This is a genomic window from Shewanella sp. 1CM18E, assembly GCF_023161665.1.
Classification (GTDB): domain Bacteria; phylum Pseudomonadota; class Gammaproteobacteria; order Enterobacterales; family Shewanellaceae; genus Shewanella.
In genome coordinates, this window is the sequence record NZ_JALNTW010000016.1 from 79,146 (window position 1) to 96,097 (window position 16,952).

At 40.2% G+C, this 16,952-nt stretch carries 17 protein-coding genes; 7 read left to right on the plus strand and 10 right to left on the minus strand.

The genetic code is table 11. The features are described from left to right. Nucleotides 1-52 precede the first annotated feature (52 nt). The 3 genes from MSG37_RS17580 (at nucleotide 53) to MSG37_RS17590 (ending at nucleotide 2,929) form a co-directional block, all read left to right on the plus strand. Nucleotides 53-1,108 (plus strand): DUF2157 domain-containing protein, encoded by a 1,056-nt coding sequence (locus tag MSG37_RS17580; protein WP_248471976.1) that lies wholly within the window; start codon nucleotides 53-55, stop codon nucleotides 1,106-1,108. Then, nucleotides 1,105-2,298, plus strand: coding sequence for a DUF4401 domain-containing protein (locus tag MSG37_RS17585; RefSeq protein ID WP_248471977.1), 1,194 nt, complete (start codon nucleotides 1,105-1,107; stop codon nucleotides 2,296-2,298). Before MSG37_RS17580 ends, MSG37_RS17585 begins: the two co-directional genes overlap by 4 nt. A 97-nt stretch (nucleotides 2,299-2,395) precedes the next feature. Then, entirely contained in the window at nucleotides 2,396-2,929 is a 534-nt protein-coding gene (locus MSG37_RS17590; protein WP_248471978.1) for a GDYXXLXY domain-containing protein, read from the plus strand. A gap of 107 nt (nucleotides 2,930-3,036) precedes the next feature. Here the strand turns inward: MSG37_RS17590 and MSG37_RS17595 are convergent, their stop codons facing one another. The 8 genes from MSG37_RS17595 to MSG37_RS17630 all read right to left on the minus strand — a co-directional run bounded on the left by MSG37_RS17595 (nucleotide 3,037) and on the right by MSG37_RS17630 (nucleotide 9,244). Then, on the minus strand, nucleotides 3,037-3,444 hold the full coding sequence (locus MSG37_RS17595) for an MAPEG family protein (RefSeq protein WP_248471979.1): 408 nt from the start codon (nucleotides 3,442-3,444) through the stop codon (nucleotides 3,037-3,039). Nucleotides 3,445-3,462: 18 nt separating this feature from the next. Then, entirely contained in the window at nucleotides 3,463-3,933 is a 471-nt protein-coding gene (locus MSG37_RS17600) for a hypothetical protein (RefSeq protein ID WP_248471980.1), read from the minus strand. A gap of 97 nt (nucleotides 3,934-4,030) precedes the next feature. Next, nucleotides 4,031-4,417, minus strand: a complete 387-nt coding sequence (locus tag MSG37_RS17605; RefSeq protein ID WP_248471981.1) for a TM2 domain-containing protein — start codon at nucleotides 4,415-4,417, stop codon at nucleotides 4,031-4,033. Then, a complete protein-coding gene (gene yidD / locus MSG37_RS17610) occupies nucleotides 4,417-4,641 on the minus strand; it encodes a membrane protein insertion efficiency factor YidD (RefSeq protein WP_282446710.1) in 225 nt (74 codons plus the stop codon). The genes MSG37_RS17605 and yidD overlap by 1 nt, the downstream gene beginning before the upstream one ends. A gap of 2 nt (nucleotides 4,642-4,643) precedes the next feature. Continuing rightward, nucleotides 4,644-4,859: a DUF4177 domain-containing protein gene (locus MSG37_RS17615; RefSeq protein ID WP_028766941.1), complete on the minus strand. Its 216-nt coding sequence runs from the start codon at nucleotides 4,857-4,859 to the stop codon at nucleotides 4,644-4,646. Between the two features lie 199 nt (nucleotides 4,860-5,058). After that, complete coding sequence (locus MSG37_RS17620) at nucleotides 5,059-5,379, minus strand: YdbL family protein (protein WP_248471982.1); 321 nt, start codon at nucleotides 5,377-5,379, stop codon at nucleotides 5,059-5,061. A gap of 23 nt (nucleotides 5,380-5,402) precedes the next feature. Continuing rightward, nucleotides 5,403-5,651, minus strand: a complete 249-nt coding sequence (locus MSG37_RS17625; protein WP_348984463.1) for a YnbE family lipoprotein — start codon at nucleotides 5,649-5,651, stop codon at nucleotides 5,403-5,405. Nucleotides 5,652-5,752: 101 nt separating this feature from the next. Further along, nucleotides 5,753-9,244: a YdbH domain-containing protein gene (locus MSG37_RS17630; protein ID WP_248471983.1), complete on the minus strand. Its 3,492-nt coding sequence runs from the start codon at nucleotides 9,242-9,244 to the stop codon at nucleotides 5,753-5,755. Between the two features lie 371 nt (nucleotides 9,245-9,615). Between MSG37_RS17630 and MSG37_RS17635 the strand changes: the two genes are divergently transcribed. Beyond that, nucleotides 9,616-9,969, plus strand: coding sequence for a hypothetical protein (locus MSG37_RS17635; protein WP_248471984.1), 354 nt, complete (start codon nucleotides 9,616-9,618; stop codon nucleotides 9,967-9,969). A 187-nt stretch (nucleotides 9,970-10,156) separates the two neighbouring features. On the opposite strand, the gene MSG37_RS17640 is transcribed toward MSG37_RS17635, so the two are convergent. Next, nucleotides 10,157-11,002: a D-hexose-6-phosphate mutarotase gene (locus MSG37_RS17640; protein WP_248471985.1), complete on the minus strand. Its 846-nt coding sequence runs from the start codon at nucleotides 11,000-11,002 to the stop codon at nucleotides 10,157-10,159. A 242-nt stretch (nucleotides 11,003-11,244) separates the two neighbouring features. Further along, nucleotides 11,245-12,861: a PQQ-binding-like beta-propeller repeat protein gene (locus MSG37_RS17645; protein ID WP_248471986.1), complete on the minus strand. Its 1,617-nt coding sequence runs from the start codon at nucleotides 12,859-12,861 to the stop codon at nucleotides 11,245-11,247. Nucleotides 12,862-13,273: 412 nt separating this feature from the next. On the opposite strand from MSG37_RS17645, the gene MSG37_RS17650 reads away from it, so the two are divergent. From MSG37_RS17650 to MSG37_RS17660, 3 genes are all read left to right on the plus strand, one after another. Continuing rightward, nucleotides 13,274-13,690 (plus strand): GFA family protein, encoded by a 417-nt coding sequence (locus tag MSG37_RS17650; RefSeq protein ID WP_248471987.1) that lies wholly within the window; start codon nucleotides 13,274-13,276, stop codon nucleotides 13,688-13,690. 20 nt (nucleotides 13,691-13,710) lie between these two features. Further along, entirely contained in the window at nucleotides 13,711-14,700 is a 990-nt protein-coding gene (locus MSG37_RS17655) for a PH domain-containing protein (RefSeq protein WP_248471988.1), read from the plus strand. A 183-nt stretch (nucleotides 14,701-14,883) separates the two neighbouring features. Beyond that, nucleotides 14,884-16,674: an acyl-CoA dehydrogenase C-terminal domain-containing protein gene (locus tag MSG37_RS17660; RefSeq protein WP_248471989.1), complete on the plus strand. Its 1,791-nt coding sequence runs from the start codon at nucleotides 14,884-14,886 to the stop codon at nucleotides 16,672-16,674. Nucleotides 16,675-16,952: the final 278 nt, after the last annotated feature.

Sequence of the window (16,952 nt, forward strand, 5' to 3'; positions counted from 1 at the left end):
TAAAATTTAGCCTTTTAGTTTATCCAAAAGATAAAGTCGACGGGACACAATAGTGGCAAATTTAAAACCTATAGTTATACGTTGGTTTGAGCAGGGCTTTATATCTAAAGAGTCATTGCCAGCAGCGCTGAATACCGCACAGGGCTCGGCAGAACCTCATGCTTCGACTACTCAATGGTATGCGCTTATGACTTTACTACTGACTTGGCTCGGTGCCTTGTTAGTGGGAGCTGGCATTGTATTTTTTGTAGCAGCTAATTGGCAAGGTATGGGGCAGTTTAGCCGCTTCGCTTTAGTTGAAATTTTACTGATTACCTCACTAATGGGCTACATATTGGTGCGCCGACGAGCAGTCAATTCGGGTGACATCAATGGCTTTGGGTACACCACTGCTAATGCAATACTGCTTCTGTCAGCTATTATCATCGGTAGTTTGCTTGCACTTGTTGGTCAGACATATCAAACAGGTGCTGATCCTTGGCAGCTCTTTGCTATCTGGGCGTTATTTATGTTGCCGTTAGCACTAGTAGCAGGGAATGAGCTGCTTTGGTTATTACTTGGTCTTTTGCTTAACTTAGCCGTGCTACTTTATTTTCAAGCATTTCCGGGATCATTGAGCTGGTTATTTGGCCCAACAGCTTTATTGGCTTGGTTGTTTTTTCTTAATCTGAGTTTGCACTTAGCTTGCAGTTTGTTAAATGGTCGACTTTTGCGGTTGCCGCGGATATTAAAACCACAGCAACAGCGCTTTAACGCGCCGTTATTTCAACAAATGACTATTTTAGCTGCGGTTGTTGCTATCACAATACTGGCAATTGAAGCCCTCTTTGAGGAAGGGCCAAGTATTTGGGGATTTGTTTATACGGCCGTTATTGCAGCAGGTTTTTTTGTATATAACCATAAGGTGAAAGATATATTTGTCTTGGCTATTGGCGGCTATAGCTTAGTCACTGTGGCCAATTGTTTATTTATTCGTGTGGCTCTTGAAAGTAGTGATGTTGTCGCTATGTTTTTGCTGCTAGGGATCAGTATTATTGGCTCGACAACAGGCGTAACCCTGTGGCTTAAACAGCGTCATAAAGCGTTTAACTGCGGAGCATCAGCATGATTTTAGATAAACTTTTTCATGGCCGCTTTAAAGATAACAATAAAATAGCCGCAGCAGAGCTTTGGACGTTATTGGCGGGGAAGGGTCTAGTTAAACAAGATTTAACCCATGCAGAGTTAACGGAGGGAGAGCCTGATAGTCAGCCTCAATTTCCTAAATCGCCTGAATTTGAAAGTAAAAGCCCTTGGTATATTCAGTTTATGCAATCTATTGGTGCTTGGTTTGCGTCCTTATTTATTTTGGGGTTCACCATTACCTTTTTTGGCTTACTCTATGATGATCTTGGTACTCAGTTTGCTTTTGGGATCGGTATTATTTATAGCCTTGTTGCTATAGGAATATATCGTAGCAATAGCAGTTCGCAGCTGTTTGCTAACCAAATGGCATTATCAATCAGTCTTTGTGGACTACTGTCGTTAGGTTATGGGTTAACAGGTTGGTTTGAGCCTAATCATGGCATTTACTGGTACTTAAGTTTTGGTTTAGTTTTATTAGTCCACTGGCTGGTGATTAAGCATTATAGTCATCAATTAATGATGAGCTTTGGTATGCTCGTTTGTTTAGCGGCTATGGCCTATGAGCTCGGTTTTTTGGCATTTGTCGCACCCATTTATTGTATCTCCTTTTGCGCGATATGGCTCTATGAAGCCAAAGCTGGTCAATATTATTCCAGGCTTAATGCGCTTGGGTATATGATTGCGGTTTGCTTAGTGCTAATTCAAATTCCGTTACTGATGCAACATAGTGACTTTCAACATATTGTCGAACAGCCTATTGTTGAGCTGCCTATTGCTCCTTGGTCTAATCTTGCATCCGTGGTGACCGCTTTTTGTATTGGCGCAGTTGTTATTAATCATATTTTGAGCTCTATACAAATTTCATGGCGCAGCAGTACAGGACTATTGTGTTTGATTGGTTTGGTTTTGAGCGCGGTTTTATCTCTTGTAATGACCGGGCTAATAACTGCGCTTTTAATATTGGTCATGGGCTTTTACCTTGGTCAAAGGCTACTTTTTGCGCTTGGTGTCCTAGGAGTTTTAAGCTTTATTGGTTGGTATTATTACAGTTTGCAGTTGCCTTTGTTGGATAAGTCTTTGTGGTTAGTGGCATTAGGTACGATGTTATTATTCGCAAAGGTGTTGATGGCCAAATTCATGCCTACATCGCCAGTTCAAATTAATCAAAATTAGCTTGAACTTTAGCTTTAAACTTTAGTTTTGAATTGCAGTTTACAAATTCAGTTAATTAAGGCGCGCATTAACAAAGATACCAGATGGATAGCGAAACATGGTTGAACAACACAGTAAAAATAACAAACTAACTTGGCCTTGGCCTTGGCCTATGTATGTCGTTATTGCAACAATCCTTACCATTGTTGCAGTTGTAAATTGGGATATTTATAAAAAAGAGCAACACTTAGCTGACGGTCAAGTGATTCGGTTAACGCTAGCACCAGTTGATCCTCGCTCGTTAATGCAGGGCGACTATATGGTGCTTAATTATGCGCTTGCAGCTGAAATCTTGCCGTTGATGGATGAGATTAACTCTGATGGGGTGTTGCAAGTAAGCTTGGATGAAAATCGAGTCGCGACCTTAGTGTCGATAGCCAAGGATCCCGATGTTAAACAGCAGACAAGCTCGCTGGTTAATATTCAATATCGACTGCGTAATAATCGCGTTAAGTTTGCGAGTAATGCATTCTTCTTTGAAGAAGGACAAGCAAAGCGTTATGAGCGCGCTAAGTATGGTGAGTTTAGAGTTAACCAACAGGGGGAGTTATTACTGCAATCTATGTTGGATAAAAACTTTAATAAGCTTTAGCGCTAAATCAATTGTAAAGTCATTCAAATTCGGTCTGAAATAAGTAACAAGGTCTAATACTCGGCTTAAACCTTGTTATACCAATCAGTGTTATTGCCGTTATTTTATCATTGTATCCAAGCCAGTAGCCCAACAATAAACATCGCAAGCAGCGCGCTAAAACTGACGCCAAAAGCGATACTACGCAACACTTTGATATTTAGATAATAACAAAGCATATGTAACGCTCGACCAATGAAATAGGCAAGGGCGGAGTCATTGAGCCAATTCGGATTTGCATTTGACAATATCGCGAATAGTACAAATAGCAGTAAAATGCCGATACTTTCATTACTGTTTGCTAGGGCGCGATTCGCTCTAAAGAGCAACTGATTATGATCTTGCTCAATGCCAAAGCCGGGAGTGTGTTTGGCTCTGATCCCTACAATATCCACTATGGCTAGCTGTAACCAAAATAAAGCGCCGGATAAACCTAGTACTAAGACTGTAAGTCGATATGGTTCGATAAATTCCATTTTGTTTCCTTGTTAAGTCTAATTATTCCCTTGAACTTTATGCTTTTGTCGCTTTGCGGTTGTGAGTAATTGATAAGTACCTATGGCATAACTGAAGCCGATAACTAAGCAGATCAATGAGGATATGAGCATAAAGCTCATATTGCCGGCTAGCTCTGCCATATATGGCGAGTCAGCGAATAGCACAACTGGAATGGCGAAGAGGCCTCTCGTCAAAAATATGAGTGTGATAATTGACAAAATAGGCTTGAGCAAAGGCAGTGTTCTAATGGATTGCGCGCCTGAAAAAGCGTACAAACTCCAAATTGCAAGAATACTGGCGATGATGGAAGTGATAATCGCTGGATAGGATGATCCTTGCTCCTGCATTTGTGCCATTTGCTCTCCTGCACCAAAAAAGCGGTACCAGTCTGCACCACCGGCAACAATTATTAGGTGAGTTACTGCAGCTATTGCGGTTAAGGTTCCTGCTAACTTAAGTGATCTCACGGTTCTCTCCTTTGAACTGTGTTGTAGCAATTATAAGCCTATGTTGGCAGTACTCTTGGTTTAAATCCTGTTGAAAATACCATTCACTTTAAGCATGTTAATTTGCTAGTTCGGTGAATATTTTTTCAGAGACTTTATGGTTGTATTGCCTAGCAATTTTTTGAGAGAAAAACAGTTGTGGTAGCTCGTAGATAGCTATTGCGAGCAGTAAATAAACAGCCTGATGATAACCTAAACAAAGCCCAGTAATACCAATGACTAAGCAAATGAACTCAATAGCAAAGAGTTGATATTTCTTTAGGTATAAATGATGGAAACCACCTAAAAATAACCAGTTCAACGAGGCGTAAGTATCAGGATCTTTTAGCTGTGTGGATTGCTGTTTGTAATAGGCTTTTTTCTGTTCAGCGGGGAGCTCATTGACTTGGTTTCGAAGTTGCTCTTCTTGTTCTTCCAATTCGTTCCAAGGTTGCAAATATTGCACTAGGGGACCTCATCGTAAATTTTTTGGCAAAGGTCGGGCTGATTGCAACGTTTAATGCGCGATAAACCTAGTCGCCAGCCTTTTACTGCACCATATTTAATAATGCATTGCTTGGTATATTCAGAGCATGTCGGCTCAAAATTACACTCGATATTTAACAGCTTTTTTGAACCACCACTAGCTTGATAGCGGTGGATCAATTTTAGCGATATTTGCTTAAACAAGCTTATCTACCTAAGGTAAGAATAACCGCTTCACGCTTCCAAAATAGCATAAAGCGTTTTTGTTCTAGCACTTGGAAAACAACCTGCCAGCCATCTTGAGCGTATTTATTCATCTCAGCTTCAATTTTCTGGATAGGTAAGCCACTAGCGCCTAGAAAAATAGTACCGCAGCCGCCTTCAACAATATGAACAACTTTGTATTCTGTATATTTTGTCATTATTTATCAACCACATAAAAAAGCCGATGATAGCTGACTAGATCAGTGGTTTCAATAGTAAGTTTATACTGAGTTGATTCGTAAAGCGGAGAGGCAATGGGCAGCACAAATTCGTATAACTTGAATTTGTGCTTGCCTAATATAAGGATTTTTGCGCGAAAAAATAACCTAGGTCAATATATCCTAAGCTTTGTGGCAGTTATTTTTTGACCCACTTTCCGGATTTATTTTTAATGTAATGACCTTTCTTAGTGGCTTTAATTGCTTTTTCAGCAGCCAACTTGGCCACATCATTAACGGTGATCTGATTTTTCTTAGCTATCTTCTCATAATGGGCTTTGCGCTTAGCATTGACTGAACTCACTACCGCGTTAGCTTCAGCTGAACTTTTTACTGCGCCTAAGTAGCCATTAAGCTGCTCACCAACTAGCCCTTGAGCTTTAGCATCTTGCAAAGAAATAGCAAAGGCATTAAAGCTAAGTACTAAGCCTGCAACAAGTACAAGTAATATAGACTTCATGGGGTTCTCCTATCATTCCTTTGCTAAAACAGTTCGTCATCAGACAAAAGCTGATCTAACTCTTTGTCGACTTTGATTTTTATTTCATGTTCAATTTTGACATTAAGATTGATCACAATCGGCTTATCAGGTGGTTCAATTTTTACTGTTGGGCTGCAAGCCACTAACGCATATGTCGCTAACATGACACTCAATAGTACTCTAGCATTTTTTATTTTAGAGTTTTGATGAGCTATCAGGTTTTGATTTTTAGGATCATGCAATGTGCTCATTGGCTTATCCTTTCCTTATTCGCTTGGACTATATTGGGAACCATTAATTTATAAATATATAAAACAATAAAAACAACAGATTGTTAGGTTTTACCCAGTTGTTATTTTACTGCTCGCTCAATTTGGTTCTGTAAATTATCACCAATCTGTAAACTTCTAAGTAACTGTAACATGTTCTCCTCCTGAGAGTAGTTAAAGTGAATAGGGCGCTCCATACCGCGGCTGCGACCTTTTACATTGACTTTAAGTATGGCATCACCGAGAGCGTTCATATCAAATGTGCTAGATAACTGAGAATAGTTAAGGTGCTCAAGTGTTGAAAATGCGAACTCTAGATAAGGTTGGCTTTGGCGCATTTGCTCTATAGCAGGGTTATTGCCAATAGCGATTAACCCGCCAGGTGCCCGAGCAGCAAGCTTTCCACCAATAACACTGGCCTTACCGTTATCAAGATTGACTGGCAAGACGCCATCAAAAATGCCTGTAGCATAAACACCAACTTGAGGTTGAATGGCTAATAGCTGCTCTAAATCTATTTGTTGCAGTACAAAATATGCTGATGAAGGTTGTTTTAAATTTAACTCAAATTGCGGAATGAGCAGCTGACCACCAAGTAAATCCCCTTGTGCGGTAAGTGCAACAGAAGCTTGTTTGACGCCCAGTAGTTGCTTAGCTAATGCAAGGTTATTGCTATCGCTTGTTTGTTGCTCTGCGGCTTTAGCGTCTAGCGTTTGTGGATTGTTGATTGAGGTATTAGTTTGAGACTCGGTAGCAAAGTTTACTGCAGCTTCAGCGTTAATATCTGTGATAAGCACTCCAGGGTTAAACGCCAGTAGTGATAAGGCTATATTATCACAATTAAATTCGCTTTTACGTTTATTGTCGCTATTTTGCTGCCAGTTAAAGTTACATTGGGTGTCCATATTGCCACCTTCAAATGGCAAACTATTTATACTACCGGTTATATCTTTAACTTGTGGAATAAGACTTGCCACAAAAGCTAATTGTTGATTTTTTTCAAGCTCATAGTGCATAGCAAATTCAGCATTGCCTTGAATATCAAGCGATTCAGGTAAGCTGTCTGTTTGACTGAGAAAGGCCAAAATAGGGGCGAATTCGCTACTAAACTGCCAGTCGCCGGTTAACAAAAAGTGTTTGAGATTATGTTGTGGTGCAAGTTGATGTTGGCTAGTTAGGTTAAGATCATTTATCTGCCAGCTTTCATTAGTTTGAAGAGTTTGCTTATTTAAAGTGAGTGCCTGAAGTAGTGAGATCTCGTCAAATTCCGCTAGCTTCTGTTTAATATGACGTCTTTTACTAAGCTTGCTCGGTTTATTCTTTTCAGCAATCCCATGCAAGTTACTTGAGTTTATTGGCTCTAGTGGGCGGTTATAACTCGATTTATCTAAGCGAACGTTTGATATATCAATTGCTATTTGATTATTGAGCTTATGAGATAGTAGTTGCTGCGTAAGCGGGAGATTGTGTGCAGCTAGTTTTTGCCTCTGCTGCGCAGCCTCGCTCAATGGCTCAGTTTTAGAGTTAGTTTTAGCATTAGTTTTAGCATTAGTCTGAGTGTTAATTTTAGGACCCGTGTGGGTCTTAGAATTAGATGCTGTAGTTAATTGCTGCGATGCTGCAAATGAACGCAATATTAGCTTAGTTGGGGCTTGTAGTTTAAGGCCTATGCTAGCAACTTTTAATGCGTATTGTTCTTCTCGCTCATTATTAGTCACAATGTTGCTGTTTAAATCTGACACTTGATAACTAAATGCTGGAATGCTCAATTGGTTTATGGTCAGCTGTTTGCTTGCACTTGCACTGCCAGTGAAATAGTCACTATTTGCGTTCATGCTAAAGCGATACGCAACTGGGGAATCAAGGACTAGCTTGGTTTGAGCTATGTGTAATTTGGTCTTGGCGGCTGAATGGGCTTTTAATGAAGCGCTATTAGCTGATTGAGCCAAATCACGTTGAATTAACTCAATTCCTTTACTTGTTTGTTGCGCACCGCTTTTTATTTGAATATTGAAATCAGTATCGTTGCCAGTTTGGTCTGCACTAAGCTTTCCCGATAGATTAATCTCAGACTGGTTGAAGTTAATTTGGTAAGGCAGTTTATTGAGTGTTGGCCATAATCGGTTAAGTGTTATAGCTCGACTATGCGATGCACTTATATGCCAATCGGTTTTTAGCTGGTAGCCAGCGTTACTATTATCTACATGATAATTGAGATCATTGGCTGCAATTACCGCACTTAATTTACTGTCTTTGAGTTCTATTGACAGTGAAGGTATGTTTAGCTTGCTTGCAGTCATTTGATAACTTAAGCCTTGGCCTAAATTAATCAGCAGGTTAGGGCGCTGAATCAGTTGGTTTGGCTTGCCATTTACAATATTTGAATCGTTTAAGCTTAGCTGCTGATAAAGGTTGATTAGTGCTTGTTCAAACGGTTTATCATTGAGCTTTTTTAGCAGGTTTTTAAGCCGGTCATCACTGTTTATCGAGACTATTGTTTGCTCCGTTTCCGACAGTTTTGTGTCCAACCTAAGCGGTAGTGAAAACGGGGCTATTGTTAGAGTCGGTTCGGTAATATGCCCTGAAATATCAAAGCTTACCCCAGGGGAGCTAGGTTGTTTTTTTTCACTCGTATCAAGGCTGATTGGCCTTAGCAGTATTTGCTCAAAATCATCAAAAACCAAACTCGCTTGACTTAATGTATGTTGCGAGCTGATTTGCGCCGTTTTTAAATTCAGCTTGAGTCTTGAGTCTAGATTGGCATCAAGCTGAATATGTTTGTCGTCTATCGTTTGAACAAGCTCATATAGCGGTGCGAGTAAGCTCTGGTGTTGGTGATTATGGTTTACCTCGTTAGTAGCGCTTATGACATTGGTTTTATTCACGAAAAGAAGTCGCTCACTTTGAGCGAGCTGACGGCTAAATGCTTGTAGTAAGCTTAAATCAATATTGCTGCTAGCGTTCCATTCTGTTTCATTTAGGTCTGCAGAAAGTGTAAGCAGGGGCTTTTTATTAAAAAAAATCTGACTTTGAAGTTGCCCAAGCTTATTTAAGCTTAAATTTTGCAAATCTACAGATAACTCTGACGCTTTTATGCCTTTAAGGCTTAAATGAATTTGGTTGAGCTTAATATCTGGAAGTGAATCAAAATTAAGGCCAACGGCTGGACCAGTGGCATTAGGGGCAGAATTTGACCGCCACAACGCACTTGGTGACAGCGCAACATCAACACGTTCAACAGATAGCCCCAACAGATCATTGATCTCAAATGCCCAAGGTTGAGTGTTTTTATCAAACACGAGATTGAGTTCTGTCAAACGGATGTCGGTGTTATCTACGCTGATTAACGCGTTTGCAATGTGCCATTGGGTAAGGCTTTTGGGAGAAAAGCTGAGTTGGTGTACTTGAGTGTTATAAGCTGACAAGTATTGATTTGCCAGTTTGATAGTGATTTTTTCATAAAACTTGAGTGTTACTCCAGCAGCAATAGCGATGAGCAAGGCTATACAAAGCAATGACCGAACTAGATATCGGGTGGCTTTTTGTTGCCTGTTTTGTTTTACAGCCTGTTGCACTTGCCTGATCCCGTTTATTGCGTTCTAAAAGTCGCTCAGTTGCTGAGTGTTGTTTGCAGAGTATTGTTTGCTTAGTAACTTTTAGTATAGTCCTCTGATTCTAACACCTTAATTCAGTAACGAAACAGACTAATTCGGTGCTAACTGATTGGTTGGCAACATTGAGGGCTGCCGATGATGGCGTGAAGATTGTGATGTAGCTCAAACAAAAGCATTCAAACGGGGATTTTAGGTGATACAAGTTGAACCATTTGTTATTGATTTGCTCAATAGTGAGCGTGACTGAGTAGTTTCGCTGTTCTTTTGGCTAAAAAGCTTTGTTAGCCGCAGAGCTATTTAGCCAGCAGTATTTAACAGAGAAGAGGTTCACTTTGAAAAATTTTGCATGGTTATTAATTTTTGTTCCCGCGGTTTGTAGTTGCTTATTAGTTGTGATGGCCATTTTGCATTACTTGCATGTTATTGATAGTGCTAATTTATTAGTCAATATGATGTTTGCCTTACTTGGCTTAAATTTACTGGCTGGTGTTGCCATTGCAATAAGAACGTCCGGCAACCTGCCATATCTTTTATTTGGTAATTTACTGTTCTTTATTATTTTTGTGTTTTCTATAGCAACAGTGAACACACATAATAGTGACCATCATACTGCAGACAAAGCATCGCAATTTAATTCACCGATTTTGGGAGAAGAATTGGATTTAAGCGAGTTTGTTACTGAGTAGATGTGTTGATTAATTATGGTGGCAGCTAAATGGTGAATATGTCGATGCGTGAGCTTTGAATATTTGTGTGTGGCGAGCAAGGAGCCTAAACGGTCAGCAGTGAAGTGAGTGAACTGCTGACCGGCTTTTGTGCTAAAGCGGGTTAGGCGAGAGCTTGTTAAATCGTTATATAACGCTAAGTGTTATGCTACTTCCAGCGAATATGTGTGGTTAACGTGTGACTCTCATTTGGCGCTAGCACGACTTTATCTTCAAGTACGTTAGCGGCTTCTAAACAAACCATGGTGAGGTAATCATCGCTATTAAAGCGAGATAAACGTACTGATTTATCAATCCAAGGATTCCAAAGCACTGCACTTGTACTGTTTTCACGGCTGACTTCAATGATGCCATCTGGTGTGTGTAGCTCTTGTGTTTCACCTAGCTCGGTATATACACGGTCAGTTTCACGAGTGAAGTCGACGCCATCTTGCTCTTGAGCAAATGGCCCATTACCAAACTCAATGTACTTAGAGCCAGTAAAGCCAGAGGCTTTTAATTGATGAATGTCTTCAATTGGAAAGTAGGTGTGTAATGCTTGGGTTAAGCTGATTTCATAGTCACTTTTGTTGATATTAACCAAGCTAACGCTAAGGGTATCACTTAAGGTCATTAATACTTCGACTTCAGTGTCGTGAGGCCAGTATTGCTTATCTTCTTCACTAACTTTTAGCGTAAATTTTAAATCGACTACTTGATCACGCATTTTTACAGATTCGAGCGACCAAATACGAGTTCGAGCGAAACCATGCTGTGGAAAGTCTGGGGTGTCAGACATACCAAACCAAGGCCAACAAACCGGGATCCCACCTCTAATACCATTGCCTGGCTCATAATCATCAGCACTTGAAACCCACAGTAATGGTTTTTTGCCTACAGGCTCAAAATAATCAATTTGTGCACCTTGCAGAAAAATCCGAGCTTTACATAAAGGCGTATTAACGTCGACGTAGTCTAATCCATTAGCGTGTTTTTTGGTGGTGACCGAACCCATGAGGTGTTGTCCTTTCAAAGCGTTATCATGAATAGTTGGATTAGCTTACCCCGTTTTTATGGGCGAGATAAGCATTCTTTTACACCTATTTGCGGTAATGCTGTTCTCTTGAGCAAACAAAGTTCAATTATTGGAGATAATGGGGAATGTTAGATAAAACAAGATAGCTTTGCGAGCTTATAAGTATAGCTCGCAAAGCATAGAGGAAGGTATTACCTTATGAGATATCTGAATAGGTTTATTTAGAGGTTATCTAGGTCGAAAGCAATTAAGCTACCATCACTTTCAACGAAACCAGGAGCAAGAAATAGAATACGATTATCTGAGATGGTGATTGTTCCCGGTTCATTGTAACTCCAAACCGACTCTTTCGATTCTAAATCGATTGCATAAACATTAGCATTAGTACTGACAAATACAGCATTCTTGGTGACAACGACATTTCGATGAAAAGAGGTGTCTTCGGTCGCTGGTGGAACCCAACTCCATAAGACTTTGCCTGTGACTTCGTCAATAGCATCTAGCGCTACGGGGTCATTTTTTCCAGCATAAATTACACCATTTGAATGGGCAAAAAATGTTTTATAAGCAAATGAACTAGACCAAAGGTATTGTTGATTTTCAATGTCAAAGTTGGAAATGACACGGTCATCTGCATGTTCAGCGTTGCTACTAGCCCGGCCGCTATATGAGCCTCCACTAAAAGCTAGAACGTTATTTTTGGAGCCTATTACTGGAGAGCCATGATAGTCATAATCGCTGTTACCGAAAGGGTCTGTAATTTTACTGATTAATTGGCCATTACTTCTTTCTAGGATGCTTAGCTCTGCGCCATTATGCACATAAACATGTTGCTCGTTTACCGCCGCGGTATCCATTCCCCAGGTTGTTCCTTGGGATTGGGACCATAAGCTGATACCACTCTCATTTGAAAAAGCGTAGGTGTGGCCACCATAATAGCCACCAGTTTGGTAAATGTGCTCCCCATAAACGGTAGGAGCAAGATAGTTTCCCCATTGAGAAGAGAAACTTGATTGAAACTTAAGTTTGCCTTCAGCTCTGTCAATAGCCCAAATCTTTGTATGCTCATGTCCAGAGGTCGCGACAAAAAGAGACTCTTTATTAATCGCTGGTGGATTTAATGATGGCACGCTGCCAAAAGAGACTCGCCAGCGCTCTTCACCTGTTCGTTCATCTAATGCAATAACTGCAGCTTCGTCAAAATAAACGTCAGTGGATAAGTAAACCTCGCCATTGCCAGCGACTGGTGAATTAATACCTGCAAGGACGCCGGATGCACTGCGTTGCCATTCCCACAATTTCTTAAAATTGTAATTGTTAAGCCAAATAGGGACGTATCCGTTATGAGAAGAATTTGCTTGATGTGTTTGCCATTCTGGTACAGCTTTAACATTGAATTGAATATTTACAGCAACTTCAGAAGTCGTATAAGTGTCCTCACAATTACTGTCTTTGCAAGCAATTATCGAAACCTGGCTTGTATGCTTACCGATTTGTAGATTGCTGTTGATACTCGTACTAATAGAAAAATTTTCTGCTTGTAATGGCTCAGAAATAACAGACCTTAGATAGTTATCCGTCTCATCTTTTAATTGGAGGTAGATACTTTTATCACCTAAATGGCTAGCGCTCCATGTTCCGTTAAATGATACAGGAAGCGCATCACCTTCATGGCTATTGATTTGGAGATCCGTTGTGGTCAGTTGTAATGAAACTTGGGTTTCGGGGACTGTTGGACTTATAACGTTGTCGTTTGAGTTATCGGAACCGCCGTTCCCGCCACATGCTGAAAGTACAATTATTGTTGAGAATAAATATAAAGGTGATGTGTATTTCATTAATGTCCCTATTTAATTCATTTCTTAGGTTTTAACTTGAGAACGTCCATGTATACGCCTTTTGAAGGGCAGTAGCTTATGTTCTTCTATATGTTTTAATAGCAACGCACTTTACTTTTGCGCAACCAATTTAACAAGTAGCTATTGTTTTTGTTAGGGAATAATCATTTTTTGCTGTGGGAGAAGAAAGCTAACTTGTGAAGGAAATTTGATTATTAACTGAGACCCAGCATGACTGACAAAACTAGCGATAAGCTATTTCTCTCTGTTTAGATTATGACTTAATTAGGTTAGTCTTAATTTGGTTGTGCTAACACTGGTCACTTATGTATAAGCAACTGGATAAATAATTCTATAAGTAATTAAATAGCTAAAGGGAATTAGGTTGAAAGGAAGCTGCTTGTGTTCAAAGGTGTCGTTTAAATTATTCGGTGAACTACCCCCTATCTACCAGTTCCACTGCTCCTTATGCAGAAAGGTATCAGGTTCTTCTTCAAACTCCGCTCTTGTTATCGATAGCCATAATTTTACTTGGTGTTCAGGGCTTGAATATATTCGTTCATTCGTTACTCCCTCTGGCTTTAAGTCTGATTTTTGTGCCCAATGTGGCTGCCCTGTACCTAATGTAAATCAGGATGGCAAAACCTATTGGGTACCAGCAGGCCTGCTCTCTGAATCGGTTATTAGTGAAGTTTTAGCGCATGTTTACATTAACTCTAAAGCTAACTGGGATACTGCCTGCATGAGCGACAACATAGCTAAGTTTGCGATTATGCCGAGTGAAGATGAATGGCTTAAATTGTCCGAGAATGGTTGTAAAGAGCAATAATATTGATTGAGGAGTAATAGATGAAACACCTAAATTTACAACGAATTCCATTGCTGTTCTTAATCGTTATTAGTGGCTTTTGGTCATATTACTACCTCAGTTCTAGTGATTTGAATGACTTTGGCCATGCAAAAATGGAGTGGTTGTTATTTATTGATGGCCTCATTGTGTTGCCGCTATTATGTTTTTTATGCATTAAAAATCCTAAAGACGCCATGATAAAGGCGTTTGCCTATACGTGTTTAATTGTTTTGCTCGGTAGTGTTGTTATTCCTGACGACTCAAAGTTGATATGGTCTTATTTAGAGTTAGGGCGTTATTTAGTCCTAGGCCTGTTTATTATCTTCGAAACCATGACTATTTTTACGGTGTTTTATGCAATTAGAGCATCACTAGCGGCAAAGCAAGATCCCGAGTTAGCAATTACTAGACCTATTGAGCAGGCGTTCGGAAAAACACCCTTTAGTGCACTCTTGTCGATTGAAGCGAGAGTTTGGACTTATGCGTTGTTTTCAAAAAGAGTTAAAGCACAACACTTTAGGGGGGAGCATCACTTTAGCTGTCATAAAAAGGATTGTACTCAAAGCAATCAATTAGGCTTTATTTTTATGATTTTATTTGAGTTGCCAATCATGCATTTAGTACTTCATTTCCTATGGTCACCTCTAGCAGCCAATATCGTTACTGGTTTGACGTTATTCGGGTTAATATTTTTTATTGCAGAGTATAGAGCGATTGCTATTCGACCTATCTCAATCACACCAAGCTGTATCATTATTAGATATGGCGTTTGGAACCCTCTAGAAATAGCGATAAGTGATATTAAACAAATAAAGCTGAATCAACACTTTATACCAAGATCAAGCATGGTTAAGAGATTCAATTTATCCGGTGTTCCTAATGTCGAAATCAAACTACGTTCTGATGAATTCATTTACCTTGGTTTGGACGAACCCCATCGTTTTCTCAGCAGCTTTGACAGCTCACTGACTGTTGAAAATAAGGACTAGTGTTTATTTAGTGCTTGCTAATCTTGATTGTTATTCCGTCATATCAATTCGGGCATATTCTTAGATAGTTACTGGCCAAAAAATAGCTGTGTTTTTGTGCAAACTTGGTTATGGTGGTTAAAAGGTGGTCAGAGCACCGACCATTAATTATAAAAATTATGTATAAGAACAAGGGATCTCTTTATGCCTATCTACCAAGCGCCAATACGTGATTATCAGTTTATTTTGAGTGAATTACTTAACGTCTATCAACAGCCAGAGTTGCAAGGCTTTGATGAGTTTGATCCTGAGTTGATTGATGCAGTGCTGCAAGGTGTCGCTGATTTTACAACTGATATCATGTTGCCTTTAAATGGTAGTGGCGATGTTGAGGGCTGTCGTTTACAAAATGGTAAGGTTATTACCCCAAAAGGTTTTAGTGATGCTTATCAGCAATATATTGATAATGGCTGGGCAACCTTAACCTGTGATCCTGAATTTGGCGGCCAAGGGTTACCTGAAGTGGTTGGCGTCTTTGCCACCGAAATGAAAACCGCAACCAATATGGCTTTTGCCATGTATCCCGGCTTAACCCACGGCGCTTATGCTGCTATTCATGCCCACGGTAGTGATAGTTTAAAAGCTAAATATTTAGAAAAATTAGTCAGTGGTGAATGGACTGGAACCATGAACTTGACTGAGTCTCATGCAGGGACAGATTTGGCGTTATTACGTACTAAGGCAATGCCTTTGGCTGACGGAGAGTTCGCTATCAGCGGAGAGAAAATCTTTATCTCATCGGGTGATCATGATCTTACTGACAATATTATTCACTTGGTATTGGCAAGGCTGCCTGATGCTCCCGAAGGAGTGAAGGGGATCTCTTTATTTGTGGTACCAAAAGTATTTATTAATGATGACGGTTCGTTAGGGCAATTGAATAAGCTAAAAGCTTCGAGTCTTGAGCATAAAATGGGGATCCATGGTAACTCGACTTGTGTAATGAATTTTGATGGCGCTATTGGCGAGCTGGTGGGCGAGCCACACCAAGGTTTACGGGCTATGTTTACTATGATGAACCAAGCAAGGTTAGGTGTTGGTTTACAGGGGCTGGGTGTTTCTGAAATAGCTTATCAAAATGCCCTTGCTTATGCTCAGGATAGAATTCAAGGCCGAGCATTAAGTGGCGTGAAGCAAGCTGAGCAAGCAGCCGATCCTATATTGGTGCATGGTGACGTGCGTCGCATGTTGTTGGCTCAAAAATCGTTTAATCAAGGTACTCGTGCACTTATGGGCCAACAAGCGCTGTGGCTTGATGAATCTGAGCGTCATTCTGACCCTTTACAAGCTAAAGCAGCATCAAAATTGGCGGCCCTGTTTACGCCTATCGTTAAGGGTTTTGTAACTGAACAGGGGTTTAAAGCCTGCGTTGATGCACAGCAAGTTTTTGGTGGTCATGGTTATATCCATGAATGGGGCATGGAGCAATTTGTGCGTGATAGTAGAATTGCGATGATTTACGAAGGCACAAATGGCGTGCAAGCACTAGATCTTATTGGTCGTAAAGTATTAGCAGATAAAGGCGCGACTCTTAAATTGTGGTCAGAGTTAGTTAAAACCTTAATAGAGCGCAATATACAAAATGATGCGATGAAACCTTATATTGACGGTTTAATGGCCTCAGCGGCAGATCTTGAAAAGGCAACAGGTTATATAGTCGCAAAAGCGGCTAAAACCCCTGATTTAATTGGCGCTGCCTCAATGGCTTACCTACAAATATTCGGCATTACTGCATTAGCTTGGATGTGGACGCGCACAGCAGAAAAAGCCTTACAATGCTTAGACAATGGGACTGACGACAGTGATTTTTACCAAGATAAATTGGCAACAGCGAAGTTTTTCATGCATTACTGGGCGGTACAAACTGCAAGTTTAGTTAAGCAAATTGAGCTGGCTAGCAGCGACATAGTAGAGTTTGAGAATAGCGCTTTTTAAACGCTGCTTTACGTAAGTTAATTTAAGCGTTTTTAGTCCAGCCCTAGCGACTTAAATTTTAGCGACTTAAATTTTAGCGACTTAAACTTTAGCAAGATTAACAAAGTGCGCATAATCAGCTTTGTAAAAACCAAGCTGCGTTTAACTGTTAACGCTTGATGTGAAGACGGCACCTTATAACCTAAGCTGGTTTGAGGTGCCTTTTGTTTTCAGCCCTAAACCACCTACTTCAGTAGGTGGTTATCATCAATTAGGCTTTGCCTGAAGTACGTTTAATG

Coding starts and splice junctions, on each gene's coding strand:
- MSG37_RS17585 (WP_248471977.1), top strand. CDS start 1,105: ATGATTTTAGATAAACTTTTTCATGGCCGCTTTAAAGATAACAATAAA.
- MSG37_RS17590 (WP_248471978.1), top strand. CDS start 2,396: ATGGTTGAACAACACAGTAAAAATAACAAACTAACTTGGCCTTGGCCT.
- MSG37_RS17595 (WP_248471979.1), bottom strand. CDS start 3,444: ATGGAATTTATCGAACCATATCGACTTACAGTCTTAGTACTAGGTTTA.
- MSG37_RS17615 (WP_028766941.1), bottom strand. CDS start 4,859: ATGACAAAATATACAGAATACAAAGTTGTTCATATTGTTGAAGGCGGC.
- MSG37_RS17620 (WP_248471982.1), bottom strand. CDS start 5,379: ATGAAGTCTATATTACTTGTACTTGTTGCAGGCTTAGTACTTAGCTTT.
- MSG37_RS17625 (WP_348984463.1), bottom strand. CDS start 5,651: ATGAGCACATTGCATGATCCTAAAAATCAAAACCTGATAGCTCATCAA.
- MSG37_RS17640 (WP_248471985.1), bottom strand. CDS start 11,002: ATGGGTTCGGTCACCACCAAAAAACACGCTAATGGATTAGACTACGTC.
- MSG37_RS17645 (WP_248471986.1), bottom strand. CDS start 12,861: ATGAAATACACATCACCTTTATATTTATTCTCAACAATAATTGTACTT.
- MSG37_RS17655 (WP_248471988.1), top strand. CDS start 13,711: ATGAAACACCTAAATTTACAACGAATTCCATTGCTGTTCTTAATCGTT.
- MSG37_RS17660 (WP_248471989.1), top strand. CDS start 14,884: ATGCCTATCTACCAAGCGCCAATACGTGATTATCAGTTTATTTTGAGT.